Genomic DNA, 21,011 nt, shown 5'->3' on the forward strand with positions numbered 1-21,011 from the left:
CGGGCAGGATCAGGAAGGGAACAGCTTGCTCAGGCAGCTGAGTTTTTTCTTATAGGATCGTCGTGCTTCCAGCGCCTCTTCGAGGGTCACCGCAACAAAGCGGGCTTTCTGGTTGGGTTGCATCTGGCCGATCAAATCGAGGTCGGCGCTAATCACTGTGCCAATCATCGCGTAGCCGCCACCGGACACCGCATCACGGTGCAACACAATGGGTTCAAGCCCGGCGGGCACCTGGATCGAGCCGATCGGGTAGCAACTGTCGACGATGTTCGACGGATCGGAACCGGCGCCGAATGGCTGCTCGCGGGGCTGAAAGCTCAGCGCGCTGCCACCCTTGAAGCGATAGCCGATGCGGTCCGCTTCCGAACCGACCGTCCACGGTTCGGCGAAAAAGCTCTGCGCCGCCGATTCGGTCAAACGGTGGTAGTACAAACCGGGCACTACCCGCAGGGTGATTTCGCCCCCCAATGCTTGCCGTAACGCCATGGGCAAACTGGCCCCGGCGAGCCCCTTGCCACTGGCGATAGCGACCGGCAATTCGTCCCCCGCGATCAGCCGTCGCCCCTGAAAACCGCCGAGCGCACCGAGCGCGTAGGTGGATCGACTGCCGAGCACCACCGGCACATCAATGCCGCCGGCCACCGCCACATAAGTGCGGGCACCGGCCTTGGGAAAGTCAAAGCGCAGCACTTGCCCGGCCTTCACCGTGAACGCGGTGTCGTGGTGCATTTCCACGCCATCGACCCGTGGCGTCATGTGCGCGCCACTGACCGCCACCAGTGCATCCTGCTGAAACTCCAACTCAGGGCCCAGTAAGGTGCACTCCAGCGCCGCCGCTCCTGCGGGGTTGCCGACCAATTGATTGGCCACGCTCAAGGCGTATTGATCAAGCGCGCCGGACGGCGGAATGCCCAAGTGGTAATACCCTTCGCGGCCAAGGTCCTGCACAGAAGTGGCGAGGCCGGGTTTGAGGACCTTGATCATGCCAATACCTCCTGCAGCGACTTGGGATAGCCGACAGGATCGGCAAGGAACGCGTCCAGCGAAAACTCGACTGGTCGAATCCGCAGCTCGAAGCAACCGGCTTCCACTTCGGCGACCGCGTGGTCGTAGGCTTCGCGGTCCATCGGCTTGAACTGCACAATGTCGCCTGGACGGAAAAACACCATGTGTTCTTTCAGGTACGCAAGGTTCTGTTGCGGGTCGTAGATCGGCGCGGGCGTAACGCCAAACATCTGATAGCCGCCGGCGCCGCGCACTGAGTAAATGCATCCAAAGCAACCGCCGTGGCCAAGGGTCAATTTTGGCGTATCGGTGCGCGGGCGCAGGTATTTAGGCACTTGCAACTGGCGCTCACGCTCAACCATCTGGAACATGAACGGCAACCCGGCAACGAAGCCCACCATCGAGACAAACCACGGTGCGCCACTGTGGGCCGCGATGAATGCATCGACGTCGGCCAGGCCGTTGATGCGTGCGGCGTATTCCAGGTCCGTGGCGCTCGGGTCTTGATGGCGGTCGCGAAAACGCATCAGGGTTTCGTGGGTCCAGGGATCGTTATAGAGCACGGGGATCTCGATGATCCGCGTCTGCAACGTGCGCTCCGCGACGGCCCCGGCCTCGGCGATTTGTACCGCTTCGAGCAAGGTGTGAGGGGCGATGCGATCCGGGTCGAAACGAATCTGGAATGATGCGTTAGCCAGGCAGATATCGAGCACACCATCCAGAGCCAACCGTTCCACGGCGCGGGTGATGGCCAGGCCTTTGAAGAAGGCGTCCAGGGACATGCTGTCACTGACTTCGGCAAACAAATGTTCATCAGCGCCAAAGCTGTAGCGGACGGGAGTACTCATGATTCGCCTCCATTGACGCGCTCGGCCAACCAGGTTTCCAGCGTGCCCGTGTGAAAGTCGGCGTTGTGCAACCAGGGTTGTTCCAGCAATTCGCCGTGCAACGCCAAGGTGTTGGCCATGCCGGTAAGCGTGGTGTTTGCCACCGCGACTCGCGCTCGGCCTAGGGCTTCAGCGCGATCCGCGCCGTGAACAATCAGTTTGGCCAGCAGCGAGTCGTAGTACGGCGGCACGCGATAGCCTGGATACAGATGCGTATCGACGCGAATGCCCTCGCCGTTCGGCCAGATCAGTTCCTCGACCAGGCCTGGACTCGGGAAGAAATCCCGCGCCGGGTCTTCGGCGTTCAGGCGCATTTGCAAGGCGGCGCCGTTGAGTCGGATGTCGCTCTGCTTGAAGCCGAGCGGCTCGCCGCCCGCGATGCGTAACATGGCCTGGACCAAGTCGATACCGGTGATCAGTTCACTGACCGGGTGCTCCACTTGAATCCGCGTGTTCATCTCGATAAAGAAGAACTCCCCAGTGGCGTCGTCATACAGGTACTCCAGAGTACCGGCGCCCTTGTAGCCCAAAGATTCGGTCAGACGCACGGCGCTTTCGCAGAGGGTCTCTCGTTGCTGCTGGCTGAGGGCTGGCGACGGCGCCTCCTCAAAGATTTTCTGCCGGCGCCGTTGCAACGAGCATTCGCGCTCGAACAAATGCACGGCGTGATGACCGTCGCCCAGTACCTGCACTTCAATATGCCGGGCCTTACTGATAAACCGCTCCAGGTACACCGCTCCATTGCCAAACGCCGCTTGGGCTTCGCGCTGGGAACGGGGGAACTCTTCACTCAATTGCTCGGCATTTTCCGCCAGCCGAATACCGCGCCCGCCGCCACCGGCCGAAGCTTTGATCAGCAGCGGGAAACCAACGGATTCGGCAGCCTTGAGCGCCGATTCAACGTCGAACAGTTCACCCGGCGAACCCGGCACCACCGGTACGCCAGCGGCTTGCGCCGTGCGCCGAGCCTCAGCTTTATCGCCCATGCGCCGGATCGTCTCCGCGCTCGGGCCGACGAAAATGGCACCGGCAGACACGACTGCTTCGGCGAAATCGGCGTTCTCCGACAGAAAACCATAACCGGGATGCACTGCGTTGGCGCCCGTGGATTTCAAGGCACCGAGCAAGGCTTCTACGTTCAGGTAACTTTTGTCAGCACGGGCCGGGCCGAGAATGTGCACTTCATCGGCCATGCGCGCCGCCTGGGAGTCGACGTCCGCCTCGCTGCACGCCGCCACGGTGGGAATCCCGAGCGCCTTGGCGGCACGAATAATCCGCACCGCGATCTCGCCACGGTTGGCGATCAGTAATTTATGAATACCTTGGGTCATGATCGCGCCCTCACTCGACGTCGAGTGTTGCGATGACTTGACCCGGCTCCACCGGATCACCGTCTTCTACCAGGAATGCGCTGAGACGACCGGCCGTCCCGGCGGTCAGTTCGGAGAACTGCTTCATGACCTCGATCAGGCCAATCACCGTATCGGCGCTGACCTGAGCGCCCACTTCGACGTAGTTCGCCGATTCCGGAGTCGCTTTGCGGTAGAAGGACCCCGGCAACGGGGTGATTACACTGTGTTCGGCCATGTCTGTTCCTCTTGGAATAGTTGTAGAAAGGCAGGCAAAAAAGTACCTGGGTGGGCAAACCCAGACGTGTGTGTGTGCCAAGTATTTTTATTCGGTCTCAGCGCGGTGATCGGACCTCTATACACGCGTCATCAAGGGCACGACGCGTTGCTTCGACCAACGCCAGGGCGCCCGGCGTATCGCTGTGCAAACAGATGGAATCGAATTCAATCGCCAGGTCCTCGCCCTCGACGGTGCGCACCACGCCTAGTTGGCAAGCACGCAGCACTCGCTCGGCGACCTGGATCGGGTCGTAAGCCCGCACGTTGCGGGTGAAGACGATGGAGCCGCTGAGGTCGTATTCGCGGTCGGCGTAGAACTCGCGAATCACCGGTTGGCCAAGGTCCGTGGCAATCCGCCAGATCACGGAACCGGGCATGCAATACAGCAGCAACTCCGGCTCCAGACGCTGGAGGTTCTCCACCAGCAAAAGCGCAGCCTCTTCGTCCCGGGCCAGGTGCATGTAGAGCGCGCCGTGGGGCTTGATGTGTTGCAAGGCTACGCCCTGAACCCTGGCTAGCTCACGCAAGGCGCCTAACTGATAGAGCATGTCATCGACCAGTTCCTGGGCCGGCGCATTGATGTGCCGACGGCCAAAACCAACCAGGTCGCGAAACCCCGGATGCGCGCCGATAGCCACACCCAAACGCTTGGCATGCTCGACGGTACGTCGCATGGTACTGGGGTCGCCAGCATGAAAACCGGTGGCGATGTTGGCCGAACTGATAAAGCCCATCAGCTCATTGTCGACGCCATCGCCGATGGTCCAAGGGCCAAACCCTTCGCCCATGTCCGAGTTAAAATCTACTGCCTGCATGACGCTTGCTCCCAACGCTTGTGACTTCTTGCAGGCCACGTTAGATTCCTCCTCTCCCCCTTGGGAAGATCTATTATCAGATAGGCTGTCTTCTGAAAAACAGATACGCGCTCACCAGGAGAGCCTATGTCACTGACCCTGCGCCAGATTCGCTATTTCGTCGCCACCGCCGAGATCGGGCAAATTTCTCAAGCGGCGATTCAGTTAAATATTTCCCAATCGGCCGTGACCACGGCGATCAAGGAACTGGAAGGCATCCTCGGTACACTGTTGTTCCAGCGCTCGGCCCAGGGCATGAGCCTGACCGACGCCGGGCGGCACTTTTTGAATCGGGCCTACGTGATTTTGCGCAGCGTCGATGATGCTTTGAACAGCCCGTTGCCGGACATCCGCGCCAGTGGTGTATTGCGCTTGGCGGCAAGCTACACGGTGATCGGTTACTTCTTGCCGCACCACCTGCAACGGCTTGAGCATTGGCATCCGGACGTGGCCATCGAAGTGCACGAACAAGAACGCACGGCCATCGAGCAGGGTCTGTTGGAAGGTCGATTCGACATGGCAGTGGTGCTCACCGCGAACCTGACCCACCCGGACATCGTCTCGGAGACGCTCTTCAACTCCGAGCGCCGGCTATGGCTGCCCAGCGGCCATGCCCTTTGCGAGCGCTCGGCCGTGAGCCTCGCCGATGTGGCGCAAGAGCCCTACATTCTCCTGACCGTCGACGAAGCCGAACAAAGTGCAATGCGTTACTGGGAACTCGCAAACTTTCAGCCGAACGTCAAAGTGCGCACCAGTTCCGTCGAGGCGGTGCGCAGCATGGTAGCCAATGGTAACGGCGTTGCGATCCTCTCAGACCTGGTACACCGCCCCTGGTCGCTGGAAGGAAAGCGCATTGAAACCCTGACCATCTCCGATCAGGTGACCCCCATGAGCGTCGGCCTGGCGTGGCATCGCGAACGCGAATTCAGCTCGGCGATGCACGCATTTCGAAATTATTTCCACCACACATTTCTAACGCCCCAACAGCATTTCGCACGACGCTGAAAACTTGCGACCCTATCGTAGGGCATCCGTTTGATCACTAGGTACTCAAAGGAGAACGCTGTGGACTTAAGGATAGAGATAAATGAAGCGCCTCAAGAGGTCGACTACCAAGAAATTTTGGCTCCGTTACGCGAATATAACCAAGCAAAAACGGGGCTCATCGGCACTGAAAAACTTGCGTTTTTAATCAAGGATGACCTGGGAGCCACGCAAGGTGGGCTCTACGCAAACATTTCTGGGCAGTGGTTATTCGTTGATTTGCTGGTCGTACCTGAAGCTGCCCGAGGGCAGGGATTGGGCACGAAGTTGATAAACATGGCGCAAGAGCTGGCACGTAAAAAAGGCTGCCAAGGTATCTGGCTGGATACATTCTCTTTCCAAGCCCCGGACTTTTACCTGCGACTCGGCTTCAGCATATTTGGAGAACTTAAGGATTACCCAGTCGTTGGATACAACCGGTTTTTTATGCGGAAGCGATTTGACCTCGACCGCGACAACCCGAGTCACATCGAACCTTGAGGCGATGAAAGCAAGAACCTAAGCAAGGTGTGCTACCCGCACGCTTACCAACAAGCTTCAATCAATGCTGCATGCCCGGCCAGAATGTCGTGGGCGGTGCTGGCCAACCCGCCCCTGTTTCTTTCCCCAGGCAAAACGCTCCCACTCATGGCCATCTGTGCGCTGAGTAAGCCCCCTCTCATTCATAATGACCACCCGCCTTCGTTCAAGCGATCTCAATCCAGAACAGTAAACCCATGTGTCCGAACTCAAGGGTTCAATGGACCGCCGACCACGCCGGGATGACGATGCATAACAAACGCGTGCGCTTCTCTTCCACGGTGGATCCGTTCAACTTGCCGGGCGTGATTAAATCATAGGAAAGCAAACCAATTCGCCCAAGGGCTGAGGCAAACAGATCTGATGATACTCGATGAATAAGGGCATCCATCCTGCAGCCAGAACGGGGGCGGCCTGTGATTTCACTCGATCTTCGCACCGGATGGTGCTGGATTTCAGTGATTCCCGCCGCAACGAAAAAAGGACCCGAAGGTCCTTATTTCAATCACTTGCAGAATTCAGTGGAGCTCTGCAGTGCTATGTTTGGAGCGGGAAACGAGACTCGAACTCGCGACCCCGACCTTGGCAAGGTCGTGCTCTACCAACTGAGCTATTCCCGCGTCTTGGTGATGCGCATTCTATAGAATCCTCACCACCCGTCAACCCCTTGATTCAAAAAAGTTTTATTTCTTTTCCACGGTCGTGCGCAGATGGGGCCAGGCGGCGCGCAGGTATTGCAGCATGGACCACAGGGTCAGGCCGGCGGCGATCAGTAGCAAGGCATAACCCAGCAGCACCCAGAAGGTGAAGTTCGACGGGTTGGCCAGCAGGATGACCAGCGCCAGCATCTGCGCAGCGGTTTTCCATTTGCCCATGTTGGACACGGCCACGTGGGCGCGTGCGCCGATTTCGGCCATCCATTCGCGCAAGGCCGAGACGACGATCTCGCGACCGATGATCACGGCGGCCGGCAGGGTCAGCCACAGGTTGCCGTGCTCCTGCACGAGCAGCACCAGCGCCACCGCAACCATCAGCTTGTCGGCCACGGGGTCGAGGAACGCGCCAAACGGCGTGCTTTGCTCCAGCCGTCTTGCCAGGTAGCCGTCCAGCCAGTCGGTCGCGGCCGCGAAGGCAAAGACCGAACTGGAGGCCATGTAGCTCCAATCATAAGGCAGGTAAAACAGCAAAATGAAAATCGGAATGAGCAGGACGCGTAGAACGGTGATCAGATTAGGGATATTCATCGGCACAACTGGCTACGAGGTGAGAAGGCATTCTACTCGCTGTGTAGGTTTGCATAAATCAACTCAGCGAGCTTTTTACTGATTCCGGGGGCTTTGGCTATTTCTTCAATGCTGGCACGGGACAATTCCTGCAATCCACCAAAATGTTTCAACAGTTCGCGTCGCCGCTTTGGCCCTACCCCCGCCACCCCTTCCAGGGTGGAGGTACGCCGGGTTTTACCACGTCGGGCGCGGTGACCGGTAATGGCAAAACGGTGGGCTTCGTCGCGAATCTGCTGAATCAGGTGCAATGCCGGTGAATCGCCCTTCAAAGTGAACTCATGGGCCGCATCATTCAAGTACAACGTTTCGAAACCGGCCTTGCGCGTCGTGCCCTTGGCCACGCCGAGCAGGATCAGGTCGGGCACCGCCAGCTCGTTGAGCACGTCACGGGCCATGGATAACTGGCCCTTGCCGCCGTCCACCAGCAGGATATCCGGCAGCTTGCCCTCGCCGTCCTTCAATTTGCTGAAGCGCCGGGTCAGGGCCTGGTGCATGGCCGCATAGTCATCGCCTGGGGTGACGCCTTCGATGTTATAGCGTCGATAATCGGACTTGATCGGCCCTTCGGGACCAAAGACCACGCAGGACGCCACGGTCGCCTCGCCGCTGGAATGGCTGATGTCGTAGCACTCCAGGCGTTGCGGTGGCTCGTCAAGCTTGAGCACGTCGGCCAGCGCTTCAAAGCGTGCGGCAACATGCTGGCGGTTGGCCAGGCGCGCGCTCAGGGCCTGTTCGGCGTTGGTCACCGCCAGTTGCTGCCAGCGCGCACGGGTGCCGCGCACGCGGTGGCTGATGTCCAGTTCGCGGCCGCGCAGGGCGTGAATGGCGTCAATCAATGCGGGGAAGTCTTCGTGAACCACGTTGACGATCAGTTCACCCGGCAAGTCGCGCTCGGGGCTGCTGACGTAGTACTGGCCGAGAAACGCGGCCATGACCTCGGCCACTTCCTCCTCGATCCCGGTCTGGGGAAAGAAGTTCTTGCTGCCCAGCACCCGGCCGCCCCGCACGCTGATCAGGTGCACACAAGCCCCGCCCGGATTTACGAAGGCCGCAATCACGTCGACATCACCGGTACCGCCTTCCATGCTCTGCTGGTCCTGCACCCGTCGCAACAGGGACACCTGGTCACGCAGTTCGGCGGCCCGCTCGAAGTCCAGGACACTGGCTGCCTGCTCCATGGCGCCGGACAGTTCGTCGGCCAGGGCGTTGCTGCGCCCTTCGAGGAACATCACCGAGTGACGTACGTCTTCGGCATATTCCTGAGGCTCGACCAGCCCGACGCAGGGCGCCTTGCAACGCTTGATCTGGTATTGCAGGCACGGGCGGGTGCGGTTCTTGTAGAAGCTGTCTTCGCACTGGCGCACGAAGAAGGTCTTTTGCAGCAGGCTCAGGCTCTCGCGAATCGCCCCCGCGCTGGGGTAAGGGCCAAAATACTTGCCCTTGTGCTTCTTCGCCCCGCGATGGATGCTCAGGCGCGGAAAGTCACCGTCCGACAGAAACACATACGGGTAGGACTTATCGTCACGCAGCAGAATATTATAGGGCGGCCGCCATTCCTTGATCAGCGTCTGCTCAAGCAGCAGCGCCTCGGTTTCATTGGCCGTGATGGTGGTTTCGACCTGGGCGATACGCCCCACCAGAGCGGCCGTCTTCGGCGCCAGGCCGGTTTTGCGGAAGTAGCTGGCCAGGCGCTTCTTGAGGTTCTTGGCCTTGCCCACGTACAGCAGGCGCGCCTCGCTGTCGAACATGCGATACACGCCAGGCCGGCCGCTGCAGGTCGCAAGAAATGCACTCGGATCAAACACGGTGTTTATTTCAGAGGCTTGCATTTCAGGCGCTGGCGTCCACCATGCCGTGGCGAACCGCGAGCAAGGTCAGTTCAACATCACTGCTGATGGATAGCTTCTCGAAAATTCGATAACGGTAGGTGTTCACGGTTTTTGGCGACAGGCAAAGCTTGTCGGAAATCGACTGGACCTTCTGGCAGCCGACGATCATCAGGGCGATCTGAATCTCGCGCTCGGACAAGGCATCAAACGGCGAGTCGCTGACTGGCTGAAACGACTTGATCGCCAATTGCTGGGCAATCTGCGGACTGATGTAGCGCTGGCCGGCAAATACCAGGCGGATAGCCTGGACCATTTCCGCGAGCCCTGCGCCTTTTGTCAGATAACCTGCTGCGCCAGCTTGCAGAAGCCGGGTAGGAAAAGGGTCTTCTTCGCAGACCGTAACAACCACGACCTTGATGTCCGGATGACTGCGCAACAGTTTGCAGGTCGCACCAAGACCACCAATCCCCGGCATCTTGACGTCCATCAAGACCACATCGGGTTTCAATTCACGCGCTTTGATCAGGGATTCCTCCCCCGACTCGGCCTGACCGACTACTTGCAGGCCATCGATGTCAGCCAGCATTCGTGTAATGCCTGTACGAACGAGATCATGGTCATCGACTACTAGCACCCTAATCAAGCAGACACCTCGCGAAATGGTCTTATAGGTTGCTGAACACCTTAGCAAAAAACCAAGGCACAGACCTAGCTGAACGCGTCATATATATAGAGTTTCAATACACTACGAACGCCTGCCGAACGGCAGGCGGGGGTGTTTCCTGGGCAAAAGGTCAGGATTCCTTGAGGATCGACCGGGGTTTTCCACTCGCCACTGAGGAATGCTCTGCCAAGGTGTTGGTCAGTCTACGGATTGCATCCTGGTCCTCTTTAAACATCGCACGGTAGTTACCCAAGACCTTTTCTTCGATCTGGCTCAGGTTGTCCAAGTGGACAGGCGTCGGGCTACCTGTCAAAACAAACAGAATATCGACACCTTTCTCTGCCACGCGGGATAGGTAATCGGCCTTCGGCGCGCGCCCACCGCTTTCGTATTTCCCCTGCGCGTTAGCCTCCACACCTCCTATTTCACCAAAAACCTTTTGCGACAAGCCAAGTCGCTCTCTTTCTTGCCTTAAGCGCGAACCTATTCCACTCATTTGGATGTAATATCCTTTATGGCACACCCCAAGAGGTGACGACGTCATCTCGTTTTGCACAAACTTGAACGGTTTTGAACTATGCCCGGAATCCGTACTGCTGCACAAGCCAAAGCCTGGCTGGAACATCAAGGCAAATCGGTTCAGGCATTCGCCAGGGAACATGGCGTGGACCCGGCGACCACCTATCAAGTGCTCGCTGGGCGCAAAAAGGGGCGGCGTGGAGAAGCCCATAAGGTGGCGGTCCTTCTGGGCATGAAAGAGGGGATCATCCTTAACGAGGCGCAAAGCCTGTGCAATGATCAGGAGATCGGCTCCTAAAGAGCAGTATGCACCGATTCAAGTTGAGCGCGAGGTTTACCGGGACGACTGCGCTGACAGACAAACAGACTCCATCCGCCAGAAACAGCCCTCCTCACCGACAATACTCAGGCCCTGGCGCTGATACAGCCTTTTGGCCGGATTGGTCTTGAACACCGTCAATCGCAAATAACCCCGGCTTTCGGCCCGAGCCTTGGCGAACATCTGCTCCAGCACCCAACTGCCCGCGCCCTGGCGGCGAAAATCCTCGAGCATGTGCAGCTCGCGAATATACAGCGCGTTGTCATCCCGGCTCAGACTGACGAACCCCACCAACTTGTCCTCTTGGCAAATCAACCAGTTTTCCCGCCCGGCCCAGGCGGTGTCGAAGCCTTTGTCGGACCATGTCAGATCGTACTGCCGATAGTAATGGCCCATCGCCTGATGCGTCAGGCTGCGTGCAAAGGCCAAGTGCTGATCCGATGCGGCCTTGAGGGTGAATGCCATCGCGGCGTGCTCCATTGCGTTACAGAACGACCTGCCAACCACTCCAGTTGCCGGCCTCCCTGCGGGCTATTACCAAGGCGTCGCCCACCCCCGGCGCAGCCGCAATCAACTCGCCATCAGGCCCCCAGATAGCGCTGCGCCCGGCACACGCCCAGCCACCGGACGGCCCGCCATGATTGGCCATCAGCACCACCATCGAGTGTTCGCTGGCGTACCCCTGAAGCAACGCACTATCTGCGGCGTAACCGCCCTCGCTGATCAATACACCCGCTGCATAGACTGTAGCCCCAAGCGCCGCCGCATCACGCGGATGGCTGGCGTGGGAAAAGTCAGCGCAAACCGCCAGGGCAATCCGGTCCTCGCCCCACACCAACGCCTTGCCACCCGAGCCCGGCACAAATGCCGCGTCTTCACCGGGGTGCAGATGCTGCTTGCTGTACACCGCCAATGAGCCATCCGCCGCCAACACCAGCGCACCAATCAGCACCCCGCTGCTCGACGCCAAGCGAATCGGCATGCCGACCACCACCGTCATCTGCAGCTCACGCGCCAGCTCCCGCAGGGGCGCAAGCACCGTATCGTCCGGCGCAATCGCCAGCTCCTGCGCCAGCGCGGGCTCGTAACCGGTCAGGGACAACTCCGCAAACACCAGCAGTTGTACGCCGTGCTCGGCGGCCGCAACCATCAACGCCAGGTGACGCTGGATATTGGCCGCCAGGTCGCCAGCAATGGAACAGGTCTGGGCACTGGCAATAATCAAAGCGGTCATGCTCGCATCCTGGCAATCATTGGGACTATCCATCCAGCATATCGGGACTTGCGCCATAGCGCTAAGTCGCGCATCGCGATAGAAATTACTGATTGAATCCAGCGGCATCCCTCAGTTAAGCTCCACCCCATCATTTGGAGAAACACCATGTTGCCACTCACTCTCACCCAGGCCTGCCCTACTGCCGACGCCCAGCGTTCGGTCGTGGCTACCCGCGTGAACGGTTTGAGCGCACTGGTCAGCTTTTATTTTGGGTATTGGTTTAGCCACTGGCGCGCCTGATACCTGAAATCGGCGCCCACTACTCAAGGGGTCGCCTGCCAGAGAAATCTAACCCCCGGTCGGCTCCCCGACCGGGGGTTTTGTTTTTCCAGCCCTGAACAATTTTTGCTACACACCGAACTTAAAGGAAATCACACCATGAACTTCACCACTTATTACCGTTACGACACCTGCACCGCCTGGCGATTTAGCAAGCTCCGTTCGGGACAGCCTGCCGCCTCCGATCGGTCACCTATTGGTGGCAAGCCAACACACGCAGCCAATACAGCCAATTGTCGAACACCCCAGTAGGGCAGAGCGCGCGGGAACAGCCCGCCGCTTGCCCAGGAAGCACAAATCATGAACTCCTCTATCGCCGCACTGCCCGTTACCACCCTGTCCAGCGCCAATGAAGCGCTGACCCAGCGTTTGCCCAGCGCCCTTGAGCTCAAGCACCAATTGCCCCTGAGCCCGTTCCTGACCGAGCAAGTCAACGCTCATCGCCAGGCCATCCGCGCGATTCTCAATGGTCAAGACTCCCGCCTGCTCGTCATCGTCGGCCCCTGCTCGATCCATGATCCCGAATCCGCCATGGAATACGCGCGCAATCTGAAGAAGCTGGCCAATGACGTCAGTGACCAGATGCTGCTGGTGATCCGCGCCTACGTCGAAAAACCGCGCACCACCATCGGCTGGAAAGGCCTGGCCTACGACCCGCACCTGGATGGCAGCGATGACATGGCCGCCGGCCTGACGCTGTCGCGGGAACTGATGCGCGAAATGCTGCGCCTGGGCCTGCCGGTCGCCACCGAACTGTTACAACCGATGGCCGCCGGCTACTTCGACGACGTGCTCAGTTGGGTGGCCATTGGCGCCCGCACCACCGAATCGCAGATCCACCGGGAAATGGCCAGCGGCCTGGGCATGCCCGTCGGCTTCAAGAACGGTACCGACGGCGGCGTAGCCATCGCCTGTGACGCCATGCGTTCGGCGGCCCACCCGCACCGCCACTTCGGCGTCGACAGCCAGGGCCATCCGGCGATCATCCAGACCCCGGGCAACGCCGACACCCACCTGGTGTTGCGCGGCGGCCACCGTGGCCCGAACTACGATCGCCAGAGCGTGGCCCAGGTCAAGACCGACCTGACCAAAAGCAAAGTGGCCACGCGGATCATGGTCGATTGCAGCCACGCCAACAGCGGCAAGGACCCGATGCGCCAACCGGCGGTATTCAATGATGTGCTGGAGCAACGCTTGCAGGGCGACACCTCGCTGATCGGCATGATGCTGGAGAGTCATTTGTTCGAAGGCTGCCAGCCCCTCAGCCCGTCGATGCGCTACGGCGTCTCGGTGACCGACGGCTGCCTGGGTTGGGACGGGACTGAGCAGTTGCTGCGTGAAGCAGCCGCACGTCTGCGCGATCAAGCCTGATGTAAATCAGTGGAACTTTGCCGGGAAATAACCGCCTGAATCCGGTACGCTCACCTTTTTTATTCAAGGAGTTACCCACCATGGCCAAAGCCACCGCCCGTCACATCCTGGTTGCCACCGAAGACAAGTGCAACGAACTGAAAGCCCAGATCGAAGGCGGCGCTGATTTCGCAGTAGTCGCCAAAGCCAACTCCAGCTGCCCATCGAGCCGCGACGGCGGCAACCTGGGTTCGTTCGGTCCTGGCCAGATGGTCAAGGAATTCGACGCGGTCGTATTCAGCGCACCGGTCAATACCGTGCAAGGCCCAGTGAAAACCCAGTTCGGTTATCACCTGCTGGAAGTGACCAGCCGCCAGGACTGATCCACGTCTTCGCAGCACTCAACGGCCCGCCTTTTGGTGGGCCGTTGTGTTTGCGGGGTCGCCAGGTGACTGGCGACCCGCGCACGGTTAGGGTACAAGTCCCCTTCCTTCTTCACCCGGTGCTCAAGGCTGATAATGCGACTGGATTTCCTCACGTTCGTTGGCTCTACCCTGGCCCTGCTGCTGGCGAGTACCGCCTCGTTCGCAGCCCCGCAACATGCATTGACCGTCTACGGCGAGCCTGCCAAGTACCCTGCCGGCTTCAGCCATTTTGACTATGTAAACCCCGACACCCCCAAGGGTGGCAGCCTCAAGCGCTCGGCCCTCGAGGTCGGCCGCTTCGACCATGTGCTGCCGTATATCGACAAAGGCATCGGCGTCAGCCAGTTGGACGGCTGGGTGTATTCGCCCCTGGCCTACCGCTCACTGGATGAGCCCTATACCGTCTACGGCCTGGTCGCGCAAAAGATGGAGCGCGCCGAGGACGGCCTGTACCTGCGGTTTTTCCTCAACCCCAAGGCACGTTTTGCCGACGGCAAGCCGATCACCGCAGAAGATGTGCGCTACAGCTTCAACCTGCTGATGACCCAGGGCAGCCTGCGCTTTCGCACACTGTTTGCCGACGTCAAGCACGTCGAGGTCGAAGGCCCGCTGCAAGTGCGCTTTGACTTCGCCAGCAATGAAAACCGCACCCTGCCCCTGGATCTCGCGACCCTGCCGGTGTTCCCCGAGCATTGGTGGAAGAGCCGCGACTTTGCCAATGGTGGCGGCTATGAAGCGCCCCTGGGCAGCGGCCCGTACAAGGTCAGCAAAATCAATGCCGGCAGTACCATCACCTTCCAGCGCGATCCCGACTGGTGGGGCAAGGACTTGCCCGTCAGCCGCGGCCTGTACAACTTCGACCGCCTGAGCCTGGAGTACTTCGGCGATACCGAAGTCGCGCGCCAGGTCCTGCGCGGCGGTGCCTACGACTTCAATCGCGAGTTCTCCGCCACCGGCTATTCCATCGGCTACAACGGCCCGGCCCTGGACGATGGCCGCCTGCAACGCGCGCACCTGGCCAAGCACGCCCCGCAAACGGCCCAGGGCTATGTGTTCAATGTGCAAAAACCGATGTTCCAGGACCGCCGCGTGCGCCAGGCCCTGGCCATGCTCTGGGATTTCGAGTGGGCCAACCGGCAGATGATGCGCAACCTGTATATCCGCCAGCAAAGCTACTTTTCCAACAGCCCGCTGGCCGCCACTCAATTGCCCGACGCCCAGGAGCTGGCGATTCTCGAGCCCCTGCGCGGGCAGATCCCCGACGAAGTCTTTACCCAGGTGTTCAAGGCGCCGACCACCGACGGCAGCGGCATGATCCGCGACAAGCAGCTACAAGCCCTGGCCCTGCTGGAAGACGCCGGCTGGACGCCCAAGGGCGACAAACTGGTGAATGCCGCCGGCGAGCCCCTGGAGTTCACCTTCCTCAATGTGCAAAACGGCCTGGAACGCCTGCTGCTGCCCTATAAACGCAACCTGGCGCAGATCGGCATCACCCTCAACATCCGGCGCATCGACTCGTCCCAGTACGTCAACCGCCTGATGACCCGGGACTACGACATGATCGTCACCGGCTTCCCGGTCACCACCTCGCCGGGCATGGAGCTGTACAACTACTTCGGTTCGTCGTCGGCGTTCGACCCGGGCAGCAACAACTACATCGTCCTGCAAAACCCGGCGGTCGATACCCTGGTCACCGGCCTGGTACGCGCCACCACCCAGGCACAGATGCTCAGCTACGCCCATGCCCTGGACCGGGTGCTGCAATGGAATTACTACTGGATCCCCAATTACTACCCGCCCGGCACCTCGGCGGCGTGGTGGAACCGCTTCGGTCGCCCGGCCATCGAGGCCAGCAACGACGAAGCACTGGAATCGTGGTGGGAAGTCAGCCCCACGCCACTGACCAATGAGCAGATGAAAGCCGAACTGAGCAAGCCGCGAGGTGCCCACTGATGTTTGCCTATATCGTGCGGCGCCTGCTGCTGATCATTCCGACCCTGGTGATTATCCTGCTGGTGAACTTTGTGATCGTCCAGGCCGCGCCCGGCGGGCCGGTGGAGCAAGCCATCGCCCACTTGCAGGGGATTGGCGGCGGGGGCGTCGGCGGCTCGGCCGGCGACGGCGTCAGCAGTGGCTCCCGCGCCAGTCGCGGTCTTGACCCCAAGCTGATCAAGGACATCGAAAAACAATACGGCTTCGACAAATCCGCCCCCGAACGCCTGTGGCTGATGCTCAAGAACTATGCCCAGCTGGATTTCGGCAACAGCTTCTTTCGCGGCGCCACGGTGATCGACCTGATCCTGGAAAAGTTGCCGGTGACCCTTTCCCTCGGCCTCTGGGCAACCCTGATCACCTACCTGGTGTCGATCCCCCTGGGGATCCGCAAGGCGGTGCGCCACGGCAGCAGTTTCGATGTATGGAGCAGCACCGCCATCGTCATTGGCTACGCGATGCCGGCCTTCCTGTTTGCGATGTTTTTGATCGTGGTCTTTGCCGGCGGCAGCACCTTGAACTGGTTCCCGGTGCGCGGCCTGGTGTCGGAGAACTTCGAGCAACTGAGCACCCTGGGCAAGATCGCCGATTACTTCTGGCACCTGGTGCTGCCGGTCAGCGCCCTGGTGATCGGTGGTTTCGCCACCTTGACCATCCTCACCAAAAACTCGTTCCTCAATGAAATCACGCGTCAGTACGTGGTCACGGCACGCGCCAAAGGCCTGAGCGAGCGGCGCGTGCTCTACGGCCATGTGTTTCGCAACGCCATGCTGCTGGTGATCTCCGGGATCCCCCAGGCGTTTATCAGTGTGTTCTTCGCCGGCTCGCTGCTGATCGAGGTGATCTTCTCCCTCGACGGTCTGGGCCGCATGAGCTACGAAGCCGCGGTGTCGCGGGACTATCCGGTGGTGTTTGGTTCGCTGTTTATCTTCACCCTGTTTGGCCTGCTGATAAAACTGATCGGCGACCTCTGCTACACCCTGGTGGACCCGCGTATCGACTTCGCCGCGAGGAACGCCTGATGCTCAATCTGTCTCCTGTAGCCCGTCGCCGCTTCGAACGTTTCAAGCAAAACCGCCGGGGCTGGTGGTCGCTGTGGCTGTTTATCGGCCTGTTTATCCTGACCCTGGGCGGCGAGTTGATCGCCAACGACAAACCCCTGGTGCTCAGCTATCAGGACCAGTTGTATTTCCCGGTGTTCAAGCGCTACACCGAGCAGCAGTTCGGCGGGCAACTGCCATTCCAGGCCGACTACCGCAGTGACTACGTGCAGCAACTGATCAAGCAAGACGGCGGCTGGATGCTGTTCCCGCCGATACCCTTCAGCGACGACACACCCAACTACGAGCTGACCCGCCCTGCCCCCAGCCCGCCGTCCACGGTGAACTGGCTGGGCACCGACGACCAGTCCCGCGATGTGCTGGCGCGGGTGATCTTCGGCGCGCGGGTGTCGATCCTGTTCGCCCTCGGCCTGACCCTGATCAGCGCCGTCATCGGCATTGCCGCCGGCGCCTTGCAGGGCTATTACGGCGGCTGGGTCGACCTGCTCGGCCAGCGCATCCTTGAAGTGTGGTCGGGGCTGCCGGTCCTGTACCTGCTGATCATCCTCTCGGGGTTTGTCGAGCCGAACTTCTGGTGGCTGCTGGGGATCATGGCGCTGTTTTCCTGGCTGGCCCTGGTGGATGTGGTGCGTGCCGAGTTCCTGCGCGGGCGCAACCTGGAGTACGTGAAAGCCGCACGCGCCCTGGGCCTGGGCGACGCCAAGATCATTCGCCGGCACATCCTGCCGAACGCGATGACCGCCACCCTGAGCTATCTGCCTTTTATCCTGACCGGGGCGATTTCCACCCTCAGCGCCCTGGACTTTCTCGGCTTCGGCATGCCGGCGGGCAGCGCGTCCCTCGGTGAGTTGATCGCCCAGGGCAAGCAGAACCTGCAAGCACCGTGGCTCGGGCTCACGGCCTTTTTCACCCTGGCGCTGATTCTGTCGCTGCTGGTATTTATCGGCGAGGCGCTGCGTGACGCCTTCGACCCACGATCATGAAGGGCGATGCATCCATGACTGACAACCTGATCGAGATCCGCGACCTGTGCGTCGCCTTCAGCGGCCAGACCGTGGTGCGCAACCTGAGCCTGGATGTGCGCCCCGGCGAGTGCCTGGCACTGGTGGGCGAGTCGGGCTCGGGCAAGTCGGTGACCGCCCATTCGATCCTGCAACTGCTGCCCCAGGCCGGCACCGTTACCACAGGGTCGGTGCGCTATCGCGGCCAGGAGCTGATCGGCGCCGAGGCCGGCACCCTGCAAAAGCTGCGCGGCAACCGCATCGCGATGATCTTCCAGGAGCCGATGACCTCCCTCAACCCCTTGCACAGCATCGAAAAGCAGATCGGCGAAACCCTGCTGCTGCACAAAGGCCTGGGCGGCAAGGCGGCGCAGGCACGCATCCTCGAACTGCTGGACCTGGTGGGCATTCGCGACCCCCAGGAACGCCTCAAGTCCTACCCCCACCAGTTGTCGGGTGGCCAGCGCCAGCGGGTGATGATCGCCATGGCTCTGGCCTGCGAACCGGAACTGCTGATCGCCGATGAGCCGACCACCGCCCTGGATGTGACGGTGCAGCGCAAGATTCTGCTGCTGCTCAAATCCTTGCAGCAACGCCTGGGCATGTCGCTGCTGCTGATCAGCCACGACCTCAACCTGGTGCGCAGCATTGCCCAGCGCGTGTGCGTGATGCAGGCCGGGGAAATTGTCGAGCAGGCCGACTGCCAAACCCTGTTCAATGCCCCGCAACATCCCTACAGCCGCCTGCTGCTGGATGCCGAACCGGTCGGTACCGCACTGTGCCAGGATCAGCGCGAGACGGTGTTACAGGTCACCGGCCTGAGTGTGCGCTTCCCCATCGGTGGCGGGCTGTTTCGGCGCAAGCAGTACCTGCAGGCGGTGGACGGCATCAGCCTGGACCTGCAACGGGGCAAGACCCTGGGGATCGTCGGCGAGTCCGGCTCCGGCAAGTCCACCCTGGGCCAGGCGATCCTGCGTCTGCTCGACTCCAGCGGCAGCATCCGCTTCCAGGGCGAGGCCCTCGACAGCCTCAGCCAGAAACAGATGCGCCCGTGGCGCAAGCAGATGCAGGTGGTATTCCAGGATCCCTACGGCAGCCTCAGCCCGCGCATGTCGGTACAGCAGATCATCAGCGAAGGCCTGGAAGTACACGCGCCATGCAGCCCACAGGAGCGTGACGCCCAGGTGATCAAAGTGCTGCAGGATGTGGGCCTCGACCCGGCCAGCCGTCACCGCTACCCCCACGAATTTTCCGGCGGCCAGCGCCAACGCATCGCCATCGCCCGCGCCCTGGTGCTGCGCCCGGCCTTGATGCTGCTGGACGAGCCGACTTCGGCCCTGGACCGCACCGTGCAAAAACAAGTGGTGGCGCTGCTGCGTGAACTGCAGGAAAAATACGCCCTGACCTACCTGTTTATCAGCCATGACCTGGCCGTGGTACGGGCCATGGCCCACGATATGATCGTGATCAAGGATGGCCAGGTGGTTGAGCGCGGGCCATGCGCTGACGTCTTTGCCGCCCCACAGCATCCCTACACTCAAGAGCTGCTTGCTGCCGCGCACGCTCCCCTGTAGGAGCCGGCTCCTACCATTGAACTCATCCTTTATTTTTGGCGCCCCGACCATGAACACCACCGAAAGCCTCAAGGACTACCCGCACGTTCGCGGCCTGGCGATCCAGTCCCTGTTCGAGATCATCGAGCAGTCCAGCGAAGGCACGGTGATTGTCGACCGCGACGCCAACATCGTGTGGATGAACGAGCGCTACGCCAAGCGCTTCGGCCTGAAAAGCGCCGACCAGGCCATCGGCCAACCTTGCGAGCAGGTGATCTCCAACAGCCTGTTACGCCAGGTGGTGCGCAGTGACCAGCCGATCCTCCTGGATATCCAGGACACGCCCAAAGGCCCGTTGGTGGTGATGCGCCTGCCGATCCACGACGATGCCGGCAAGGTCATCGGCGCCATCGGCTTTGCCCTGTTCGATGAGTTGCGCAACCTCTCGCCGATGATCGAGCGCTACCTGAGCATGCAACAGGAACTGGCTTCGACCCGTTCGCTGCTGCGTTCACGCCAGAGCAAGTACAACTTCGCGCACTTTATCGGCACCAGCGCTGCCAGCCTCGAGGTCAAGCGCCGGGCGCGGCGCAGCGCGAGTGCCGAGTCGCCGGTGTTGCTGCTGGGCGAGACCGGCACCGGCAAGGAGCTGCTGGCCCAGGCCATCCATGGTGCGTCACCCCGAGCCAATAAAGCGTTTGTCAGCATCAACAGCGCCGCCATCCCCCATGACCTTCTGGAAGCCGAGTTCTTCGGCACCGCGCCCGGCGCCTTCACCGGCGCCGACCGCAAGGGCCGCCCCGGCAAATTGCAAATCGCCCAGGGCGGGACGTTGTTCCTCGATGAAATCGGCGACATGCCATTGCCCCTGCAAAGCAAACTGCTGCGGGTGCTGCAGGAGAAAGAATTTGAGCCGGTGGGCTCCAACGAGATGATCCACAGCGACGTGCGGGTGATTGCCGCGACCTCCACCGACCTGGAAGCGGCGATCAAGCGTGGCGAGTTTCGCGCCGACTTGTATTACCGCCTCAACGTGTTGCCGATCCAGGTCCCGCCCCTGCGCGAACGCCTGGACGATATCCCGGCGTTGAGTGAAGCAATCCTCGAAGAACTGCGCAGCCAGCATGAACTGGACCGCGAAGCCCTGGCACTGCTGGCCCAGCATGCCTGGCCAGGGAATATCCGCGAGCTGCGCAACGTACTGGAGCGCGCCGCGTTGCTCAGTGATGACCTGGTGTTGGATGCGCAGGAGATTCGTGCGGCGATCGGCACCTTCAGCCCGGTGGAGCGTAGCGCTGTGGCGCCCGTAGAGGTCGAAACCTTCAGCGTGGCGCGGGAGCGGTTTGATCGGCAGTTGATTGGTGCGGCGTTGCGCCAATGCGGGGGCAATGTGATCGAGGCCGCCAAGCAATTGGGACTCGGGCGCTCGACGCTGTACAAGAAGATGGTGGCGTTGGGCATCGAGCAATCTCAATAAAGAGACACATATCTCAAAACAAAGACACCCCCATGTGGGAGCG

22 protein-coding genes and 1 tRNA gene are annotated in these 21,011 nt (G+C 60.7%); 11 read left to right on the forward strand and 12 right to left on the reverse strand.

Annotated features, from left to right (window positions below; all coding sequences use genetic code 11):
- Nucleotides 1-9 precede the first annotated feature (9 nt).
- The 5 genes from HBO24_RS02870 to HBO24_RS02890 form a co-directional block, all read right to left on the reverse strand.
- Complete coding sequence (locus HBO24_RS02870; protein ID WP_170059270.1) at nucleotides 10-984, reverse strand: biotin-dependent carboxyltransferase family protein; 975 nt, start codon at nucleotides 982-984, stop codon at nucleotides 10-12.
- On the reverse strand, nucleotides 981-1,853 hold the full coding sequence (locus tag HBO24_RS02875) for an allophanate hydrolase subunit 1 (RefSeq protein ID WP_120733391.1): 873 nt from the start codon (nucleotides 1,851-1,853) through the stop codon (nucleotides 981-983). Before HBO24_RS02875 ends, HBO24_RS02870 begins: the two co-directional genes overlap by 4 nt.
- The gene (locus HBO24_RS02880; protein WP_170059271.1) at nucleotides 1,850-3,223 is read right to left on the reverse strand and encodes an acetyl-CoA carboxylase biotin carboxylase subunit; all 1,374 of its coding nucleotides are present in this window, start codon (nucleotides 3,221-3,223) and stop codon (nucleotides 1,850-1,852) included. The genes HBO24_RS02875 and HBO24_RS02880 overlap by 4 nt, the downstream gene beginning before the upstream one ends.
- A gap of 10 nt (nucleotides 3,224-3,233) precedes the next feature.
- Nucleotides 3,234-3,479 carry an acetyl-CoA carboxylase gene (locus tag HBO24_RS02885; protein WP_057440886.1) on the reverse strand — a complete coding sequence of 82 codons (246 nt, stop codon included), beginning with the start codon at nucleotides 3,477-3,479 and terminating at the stop codon, nucleotides 3,234-3,236.
- A 97-nt stretch (nucleotides 3,480-3,576) separates the two neighbouring features.
- Nucleotides 3,577-4,335, reverse strand: coding sequence for a 5-oxoprolinase subunit PxpA (locus HBO24_RS02890; protein WP_169960879.1), 759 nt, complete (start codon nucleotides 4,333-4,335; stop codon nucleotides 3,577-3,579).
- A 126-nt stretch (nucleotides 4,336-4,461) separates the two neighbouring features.
- Here HBO24_RS02890 and HBO24_RS02895 point away from each other — a divergent pair, with 126 nt between their 5' ends.
- Together HBO24_RS02895 and HBO24_RS02900 are read left to right on the forward strand one after the other, a co-directional pair.
- The gene (locus HBO24_RS02895; protein WP_170059272.1) at nucleotides 4,462-5,379 is read left to right on the forward strand and encodes a LysR family transcriptional regulator; all 918 of its coding nucleotides are present in this window, start codon (nucleotides 4,462-4,464) and stop codon (nucleotides 5,377-5,379) included.
- Nucleotides 5,380-5,439: 60 nt separating this feature from the next.
- The gene (locus HBO24_RS02900; RefSeq protein ID WP_170059273.1) at nucleotides 5,440-5,898 is read left to right on the forward strand and encodes a GNAT family N-acetyltransferase; all 459 of its coding nucleotides are present in this window, start codon (nucleotides 5,440-5,442) and stop codon (nucleotides 5,896-5,898) included.
- A gap of 583 nt (nucleotides 5,899-6,481) precedes the next feature.
- On the opposite strand, the gene HBO24_RS02905 is transcribed toward HBO24_RS02900, so the two are convergent.
- The 5 genes from HBO24_RS02905 to HBO24_RS02925 all read right to left on the reverse strand — a co-directional run bounded on the left by HBO24_RS02905 (nucleotide 6,482) and on the right by HBO24_RS02925 (nucleotide 10,212).
- Nucleotides 6,482-6,557 (reverse strand) — tRNA-Gly (locus HBO24_RS02905).
- A gap of 63 nt (nucleotides 6,558-6,620) precedes the next feature.
- A complete protein-coding gene (gene pgsA, locus HBO24_RS02910) occupies nucleotides 6,621-7,181 on the reverse strand; it encodes a CDP-diacylglycerol--glycerol-3-phosphate 3-phosphatidyltransferase (RefSeq protein WP_115128427.1) in 561 nt (186 codons plus the stop codon).
- A gap of 32 nt (nucleotides 7,182-7,213) precedes the next feature.
- Nucleotides 7,214-9,037 carry an excinuclease ABC subunit UvrC gene (uvrC, locus tag HBO24_RS02915; RefSeq protein ID WP_120734438.1) on the reverse strand — a complete coding sequence of 608 codons (1,824 nt, stop codon included), beginning with the start codon at nucleotides 9,035-9,037 and terminating at the stop codon, nucleotides 7,214-7,216.
- Between the two features lie 16 nt (nucleotides 9,038-9,053).
- Complete coding sequence (gene uvrY, locus HBO24_RS02920) at nucleotides 9,054-9,695, reverse strand: UvrY/SirA/GacA family response regulator transcription factor (protein ID WP_029293774.1); 642 nt, start codon at nucleotides 9,693-9,695, stop codon at nucleotides 9,054-9,056.
- Between the two features lie 151 nt (nucleotides 9,696-9,846).
- A complete protein-coding gene (locus tag HBO24_RS02925) occupies nucleotides 9,847-10,212 on the reverse strand; it encodes a helix-turn-helix transcriptional regulator (protein WP_115128428.1) in 366 nt (121 codons plus the stop codon).
- Between the two features lie 81 nt (nucleotides 10,213-10,293).
- On the opposite strand from HBO24_RS02925, the gene HBO24_RS02930 reads away from it, so the two are divergent.
- Nucleotides 10,294-10,533, forward strand: coding sequence for a DNA-binding protein (locus tag HBO24_RS02930; RefSeq protein ID WP_057440874.1), 240 nt, complete (start codon nucleotides 10,294-10,296; stop codon nucleotides 10,531-10,533).
- Between the two features lie 36 nt (nucleotides 10,534-10,569).
- Here HBO24_RS02930 and HBO24_RS02935 read toward each other — a convergent pair whose 3' ends face one another.
- On the reverse strand, nucleotides 10,570-11,019 hold the full coding sequence (locus HBO24_RS02935) for a GNAT family N-acetyltransferase (protein WP_057440872.1): 450 nt from the start codon (nucleotides 11,017-11,019) through the stop codon (nucleotides 10,570-10,572).
- Between the two features lie 19 nt (nucleotides 11,020-11,038).
- Nucleotides 11,039-11,788 carry a carbon-nitrogen hydrolase family protein gene (locus tag HBO24_RS02940; protein ID WP_057959259.1) on the reverse strand — a complete coding sequence of 250 codons (750 nt, stop codon included), beginning with the start codon at nucleotides 11,786-11,788 and terminating at the stop codon, nucleotides 11,039-11,041.
- Between the two features lie 147 nt (nucleotides 11,789-11,935).
- Here HBO24_RS02940 and HBO24_RS29465 point away from each other — a divergent pair, with 147 nt between their 5' ends.
- From HBO24_RS29465 to HBO24_RS02975, 8 genes are all read left to right on the forward strand, one after another.
- On the forward strand, nucleotides 11,936-12,070 hold the full coding sequence (locus tag HBO24_RS29465) for a hypothetical protein (RefSeq protein ID WP_258571517.1): 135 nt from the start codon (nucleotides 11,936-11,938) through the stop codon (nucleotides 12,068-12,070).
- A 339-nt stretch (nucleotides 12,071-12,409) separates the two neighbouring features.
- On the forward strand, nucleotides 12,410-13,480 hold the full coding sequence (locus HBO24_RS02945) for a 3-deoxy-7-phosphoheptulonate synthase (protein ID WP_170059274.1): 1,071 nt from the start codon (nucleotides 12,410-12,412) through the stop codon (nucleotides 13,478-13,480).
- Between the two features lie 80 nt (nucleotides 13,481-13,560).
- A complete protein-coding gene (locus tag HBO24_RS02950) occupies nucleotides 13,561-13,842 on the forward strand; it encodes a peptidylprolyl isomerase (protein ID WP_057440868.1) in 282 nt (93 codons plus the stop codon).
- A 135-nt stretch (nucleotides 13,843-13,977) separates the two neighbouring features.
- Nucleotides 13,978-15,837 carry an extracellular solute-binding protein gene (locus tag HBO24_RS02955; protein ID WP_170059275.1) on the forward strand — a complete coding sequence of 620 codons (1,860 nt, stop codon included), beginning with the start codon at nucleotides 13,978-13,980 and terminating at the stop codon, nucleotides 15,835-15,837.
- Nucleotides 15,837-16,898 (forward strand): microcin C ABC transporter permease YejB, encoded by a 1,062-nt coding sequence (locus HBO24_RS02960; RefSeq protein WP_057440862.1) that lies wholly within the window; start codon nucleotides 15,837-15,839, stop codon nucleotides 16,896-16,898. The genes HBO24_RS02955 and HBO24_RS02960 overlap by 1 nt, the downstream gene beginning before the upstream one ends.
- On the forward strand, nucleotides 16,898-17,920 hold the full coding sequence (locus HBO24_RS02965; protein ID WP_057959255.1) for an ABC transporter permease: 1,023 nt from the start codon (nucleotides 16,898-16,900) through the stop codon (nucleotides 17,918-17,920). Before HBO24_RS02960 ends, HBO24_RS02965 begins: the two co-directional genes overlap by 1 nt.
- Before the next feature lie 14 nt (nucleotides 17,921-17,934).
- Nucleotides 17,935-19,512 (forward strand): ABC transporter ATP-binding protein, encoded by a 1,578-nt coding sequence (locus HBO24_RS02970; RefSeq protein ID WP_170059276.1) that lies wholly within the window; start codon nucleotides 17,935-17,937, stop codon nucleotides 19,510-19,512.
- Nucleotides 19,513-19,561: 49 nt separating this feature from the next.
- The gene (locus tag HBO24_RS02975; RefSeq protein ID WP_115128434.1) at nucleotides 19,562-20,968 is read left to right on the forward strand and encodes a sigma 54-interacting transcriptional regulator; all 1,407 of its coding nucleotides are present in this window, start codon (nucleotides 19,562-19,564) and stop codon (nucleotides 20,966-20,968) included.
- Nucleotides 20,969-21,011: the final 43 nt, after the last annotated feature.

The organism is Pseudomonas sp. WS 5410 (genome assembly GCF_012985645.1).
Classification (GTDB): Bacteria; Pseudomonadota; Gammaproteobacteria; order Pseudomonadales; family Pseudomonadaceae; genus Aquipseudomonas; species Aquipseudomonas shahriarae.

Coding starts and splice junctions, on each gene's coding strand:
- HBO24_RS02890 (WP_169960879.1), bottom strand. CDS start 4,335: ATGCAGGCAGTAGATTTTAACTCGGACATGGGCGAAGGGTTTGGCCCT.
- HBO24_RS02965 (WP_057959255.1), top strand. CDS start 16,898: ATGCTCAATCTGTCTCCTGTAGCCCGTCGCCGCTTCGAACGTTTCAAG.
- HBO24_RS02945 (WP_170059274.1), top strand. CDS start 12,410: ATGAACTCCTCTATCGCCGCACTGCCCGTTACCACCCTGTCCAGCGCC.
- HBO24_RS02935 (WP_057440872.1), bottom strand. CDS start 11,019: ATGGCATTCACCCTCAAGGCCGCATCGGATCAGCACTTGGCCTTTGCA.
- HBO24_RS02880 (WP_170059271.1), bottom strand. CDS start 3,223: ATGACCCAAGGTATTCATAAATTACTGATCGCCAACCGTGGCGAGATC.
- HBO24_RS02970 (WP_170059276.1), top strand. CDS start 17,935: ATGACTGACAACCTGATCGAGATCCGCGACCTGTGCGTCGCCTTCAGC.
- HBO24_RS02955 (WP_170059275.1), top strand. CDS start 13,978: ATGCGACTGGATTTCCTCACGTTCGTTGGCTCTACCCTGGCCCTGCTG.
- HBO24_RS02885 (WP_057440886.1), bottom strand. CDS start 3,479: ATGGCCGAACACAGTGTAATCACCCCGTTGCCGGGGTCCTTCTACCGC.
- HBO24_RS02895 (WP_170059272.1), top strand. CDS start 4,462: ATGTCACTGACCCTGCGCCAGATTCGCTATTTCGTCGCCACCGCCGAG.
- pgsA (WP_115128427.1), bottom strand. CDS start 7,181: ATGAATATCCCTAATCTGATCACCGTTCTACGCGTCCTGCTCATTCCG.
- HBO24_RS02975 (WP_115128434.1), top strand. CDS start 19,562: ATGAACACCACCGAAAGCCTCAAGGACTACCCGCACGTTCGCGGCCTG.
- HBO24_RS02950 (WP_057440868.1), top strand. CDS start 13,561: ATGGCCAAAGCCACCGCCCGTCACATCCTGGTTGCCACCGAAGACAAG.
- HBO24_RS02870 (WP_170059270.1), bottom strand. CDS start 984: ATGATCAAGGTCCTCAAACCCGGCCTCGCCACTTCTGTGCAGGACCTT.
- HBO24_RS29465 (WP_258571517.1), top strand. CDS start 11,936: ATGTTGCCACTCACTCTCACCCAGGCCTGCCCTACTGCCGACGCCCAG.
- HBO24_RS02940 (WP_057959259.1), bottom strand. CDS start 11,788: ATGACCGCTTTGATTATTGCCAGTGCCCAGACCTGTTCCATTGCTGGC.
- HBO24_RS02875 (WP_120733391.1), bottom strand. CDS start 1,853: ATGAGTACTCCCGTCCGCTACAGCTTTGGCGCTGATGAACATTTGTTT.
- HBO24_RS02960 (WP_057440862.1), top strand. CDS start 15,837: ATGTTTGCCTATATCGTGCGGCGCCTGCTGCTGATCATTCCGACCCTG.
- HBO24_RS02925 (WP_115128428.1), bottom strand. CDS start 10,212: ATGAGTGGAATAGGTTCGCGCTTAAGGCAAGAAAGAGAGCGACTTGGC.
- HBO24_RS02930 (WP_057440874.1), top strand. CDS start 10,294: ATGCCCGGAATCCGTACTGCTGCACAAGCCAAAGCCTGGCTGGAACAT.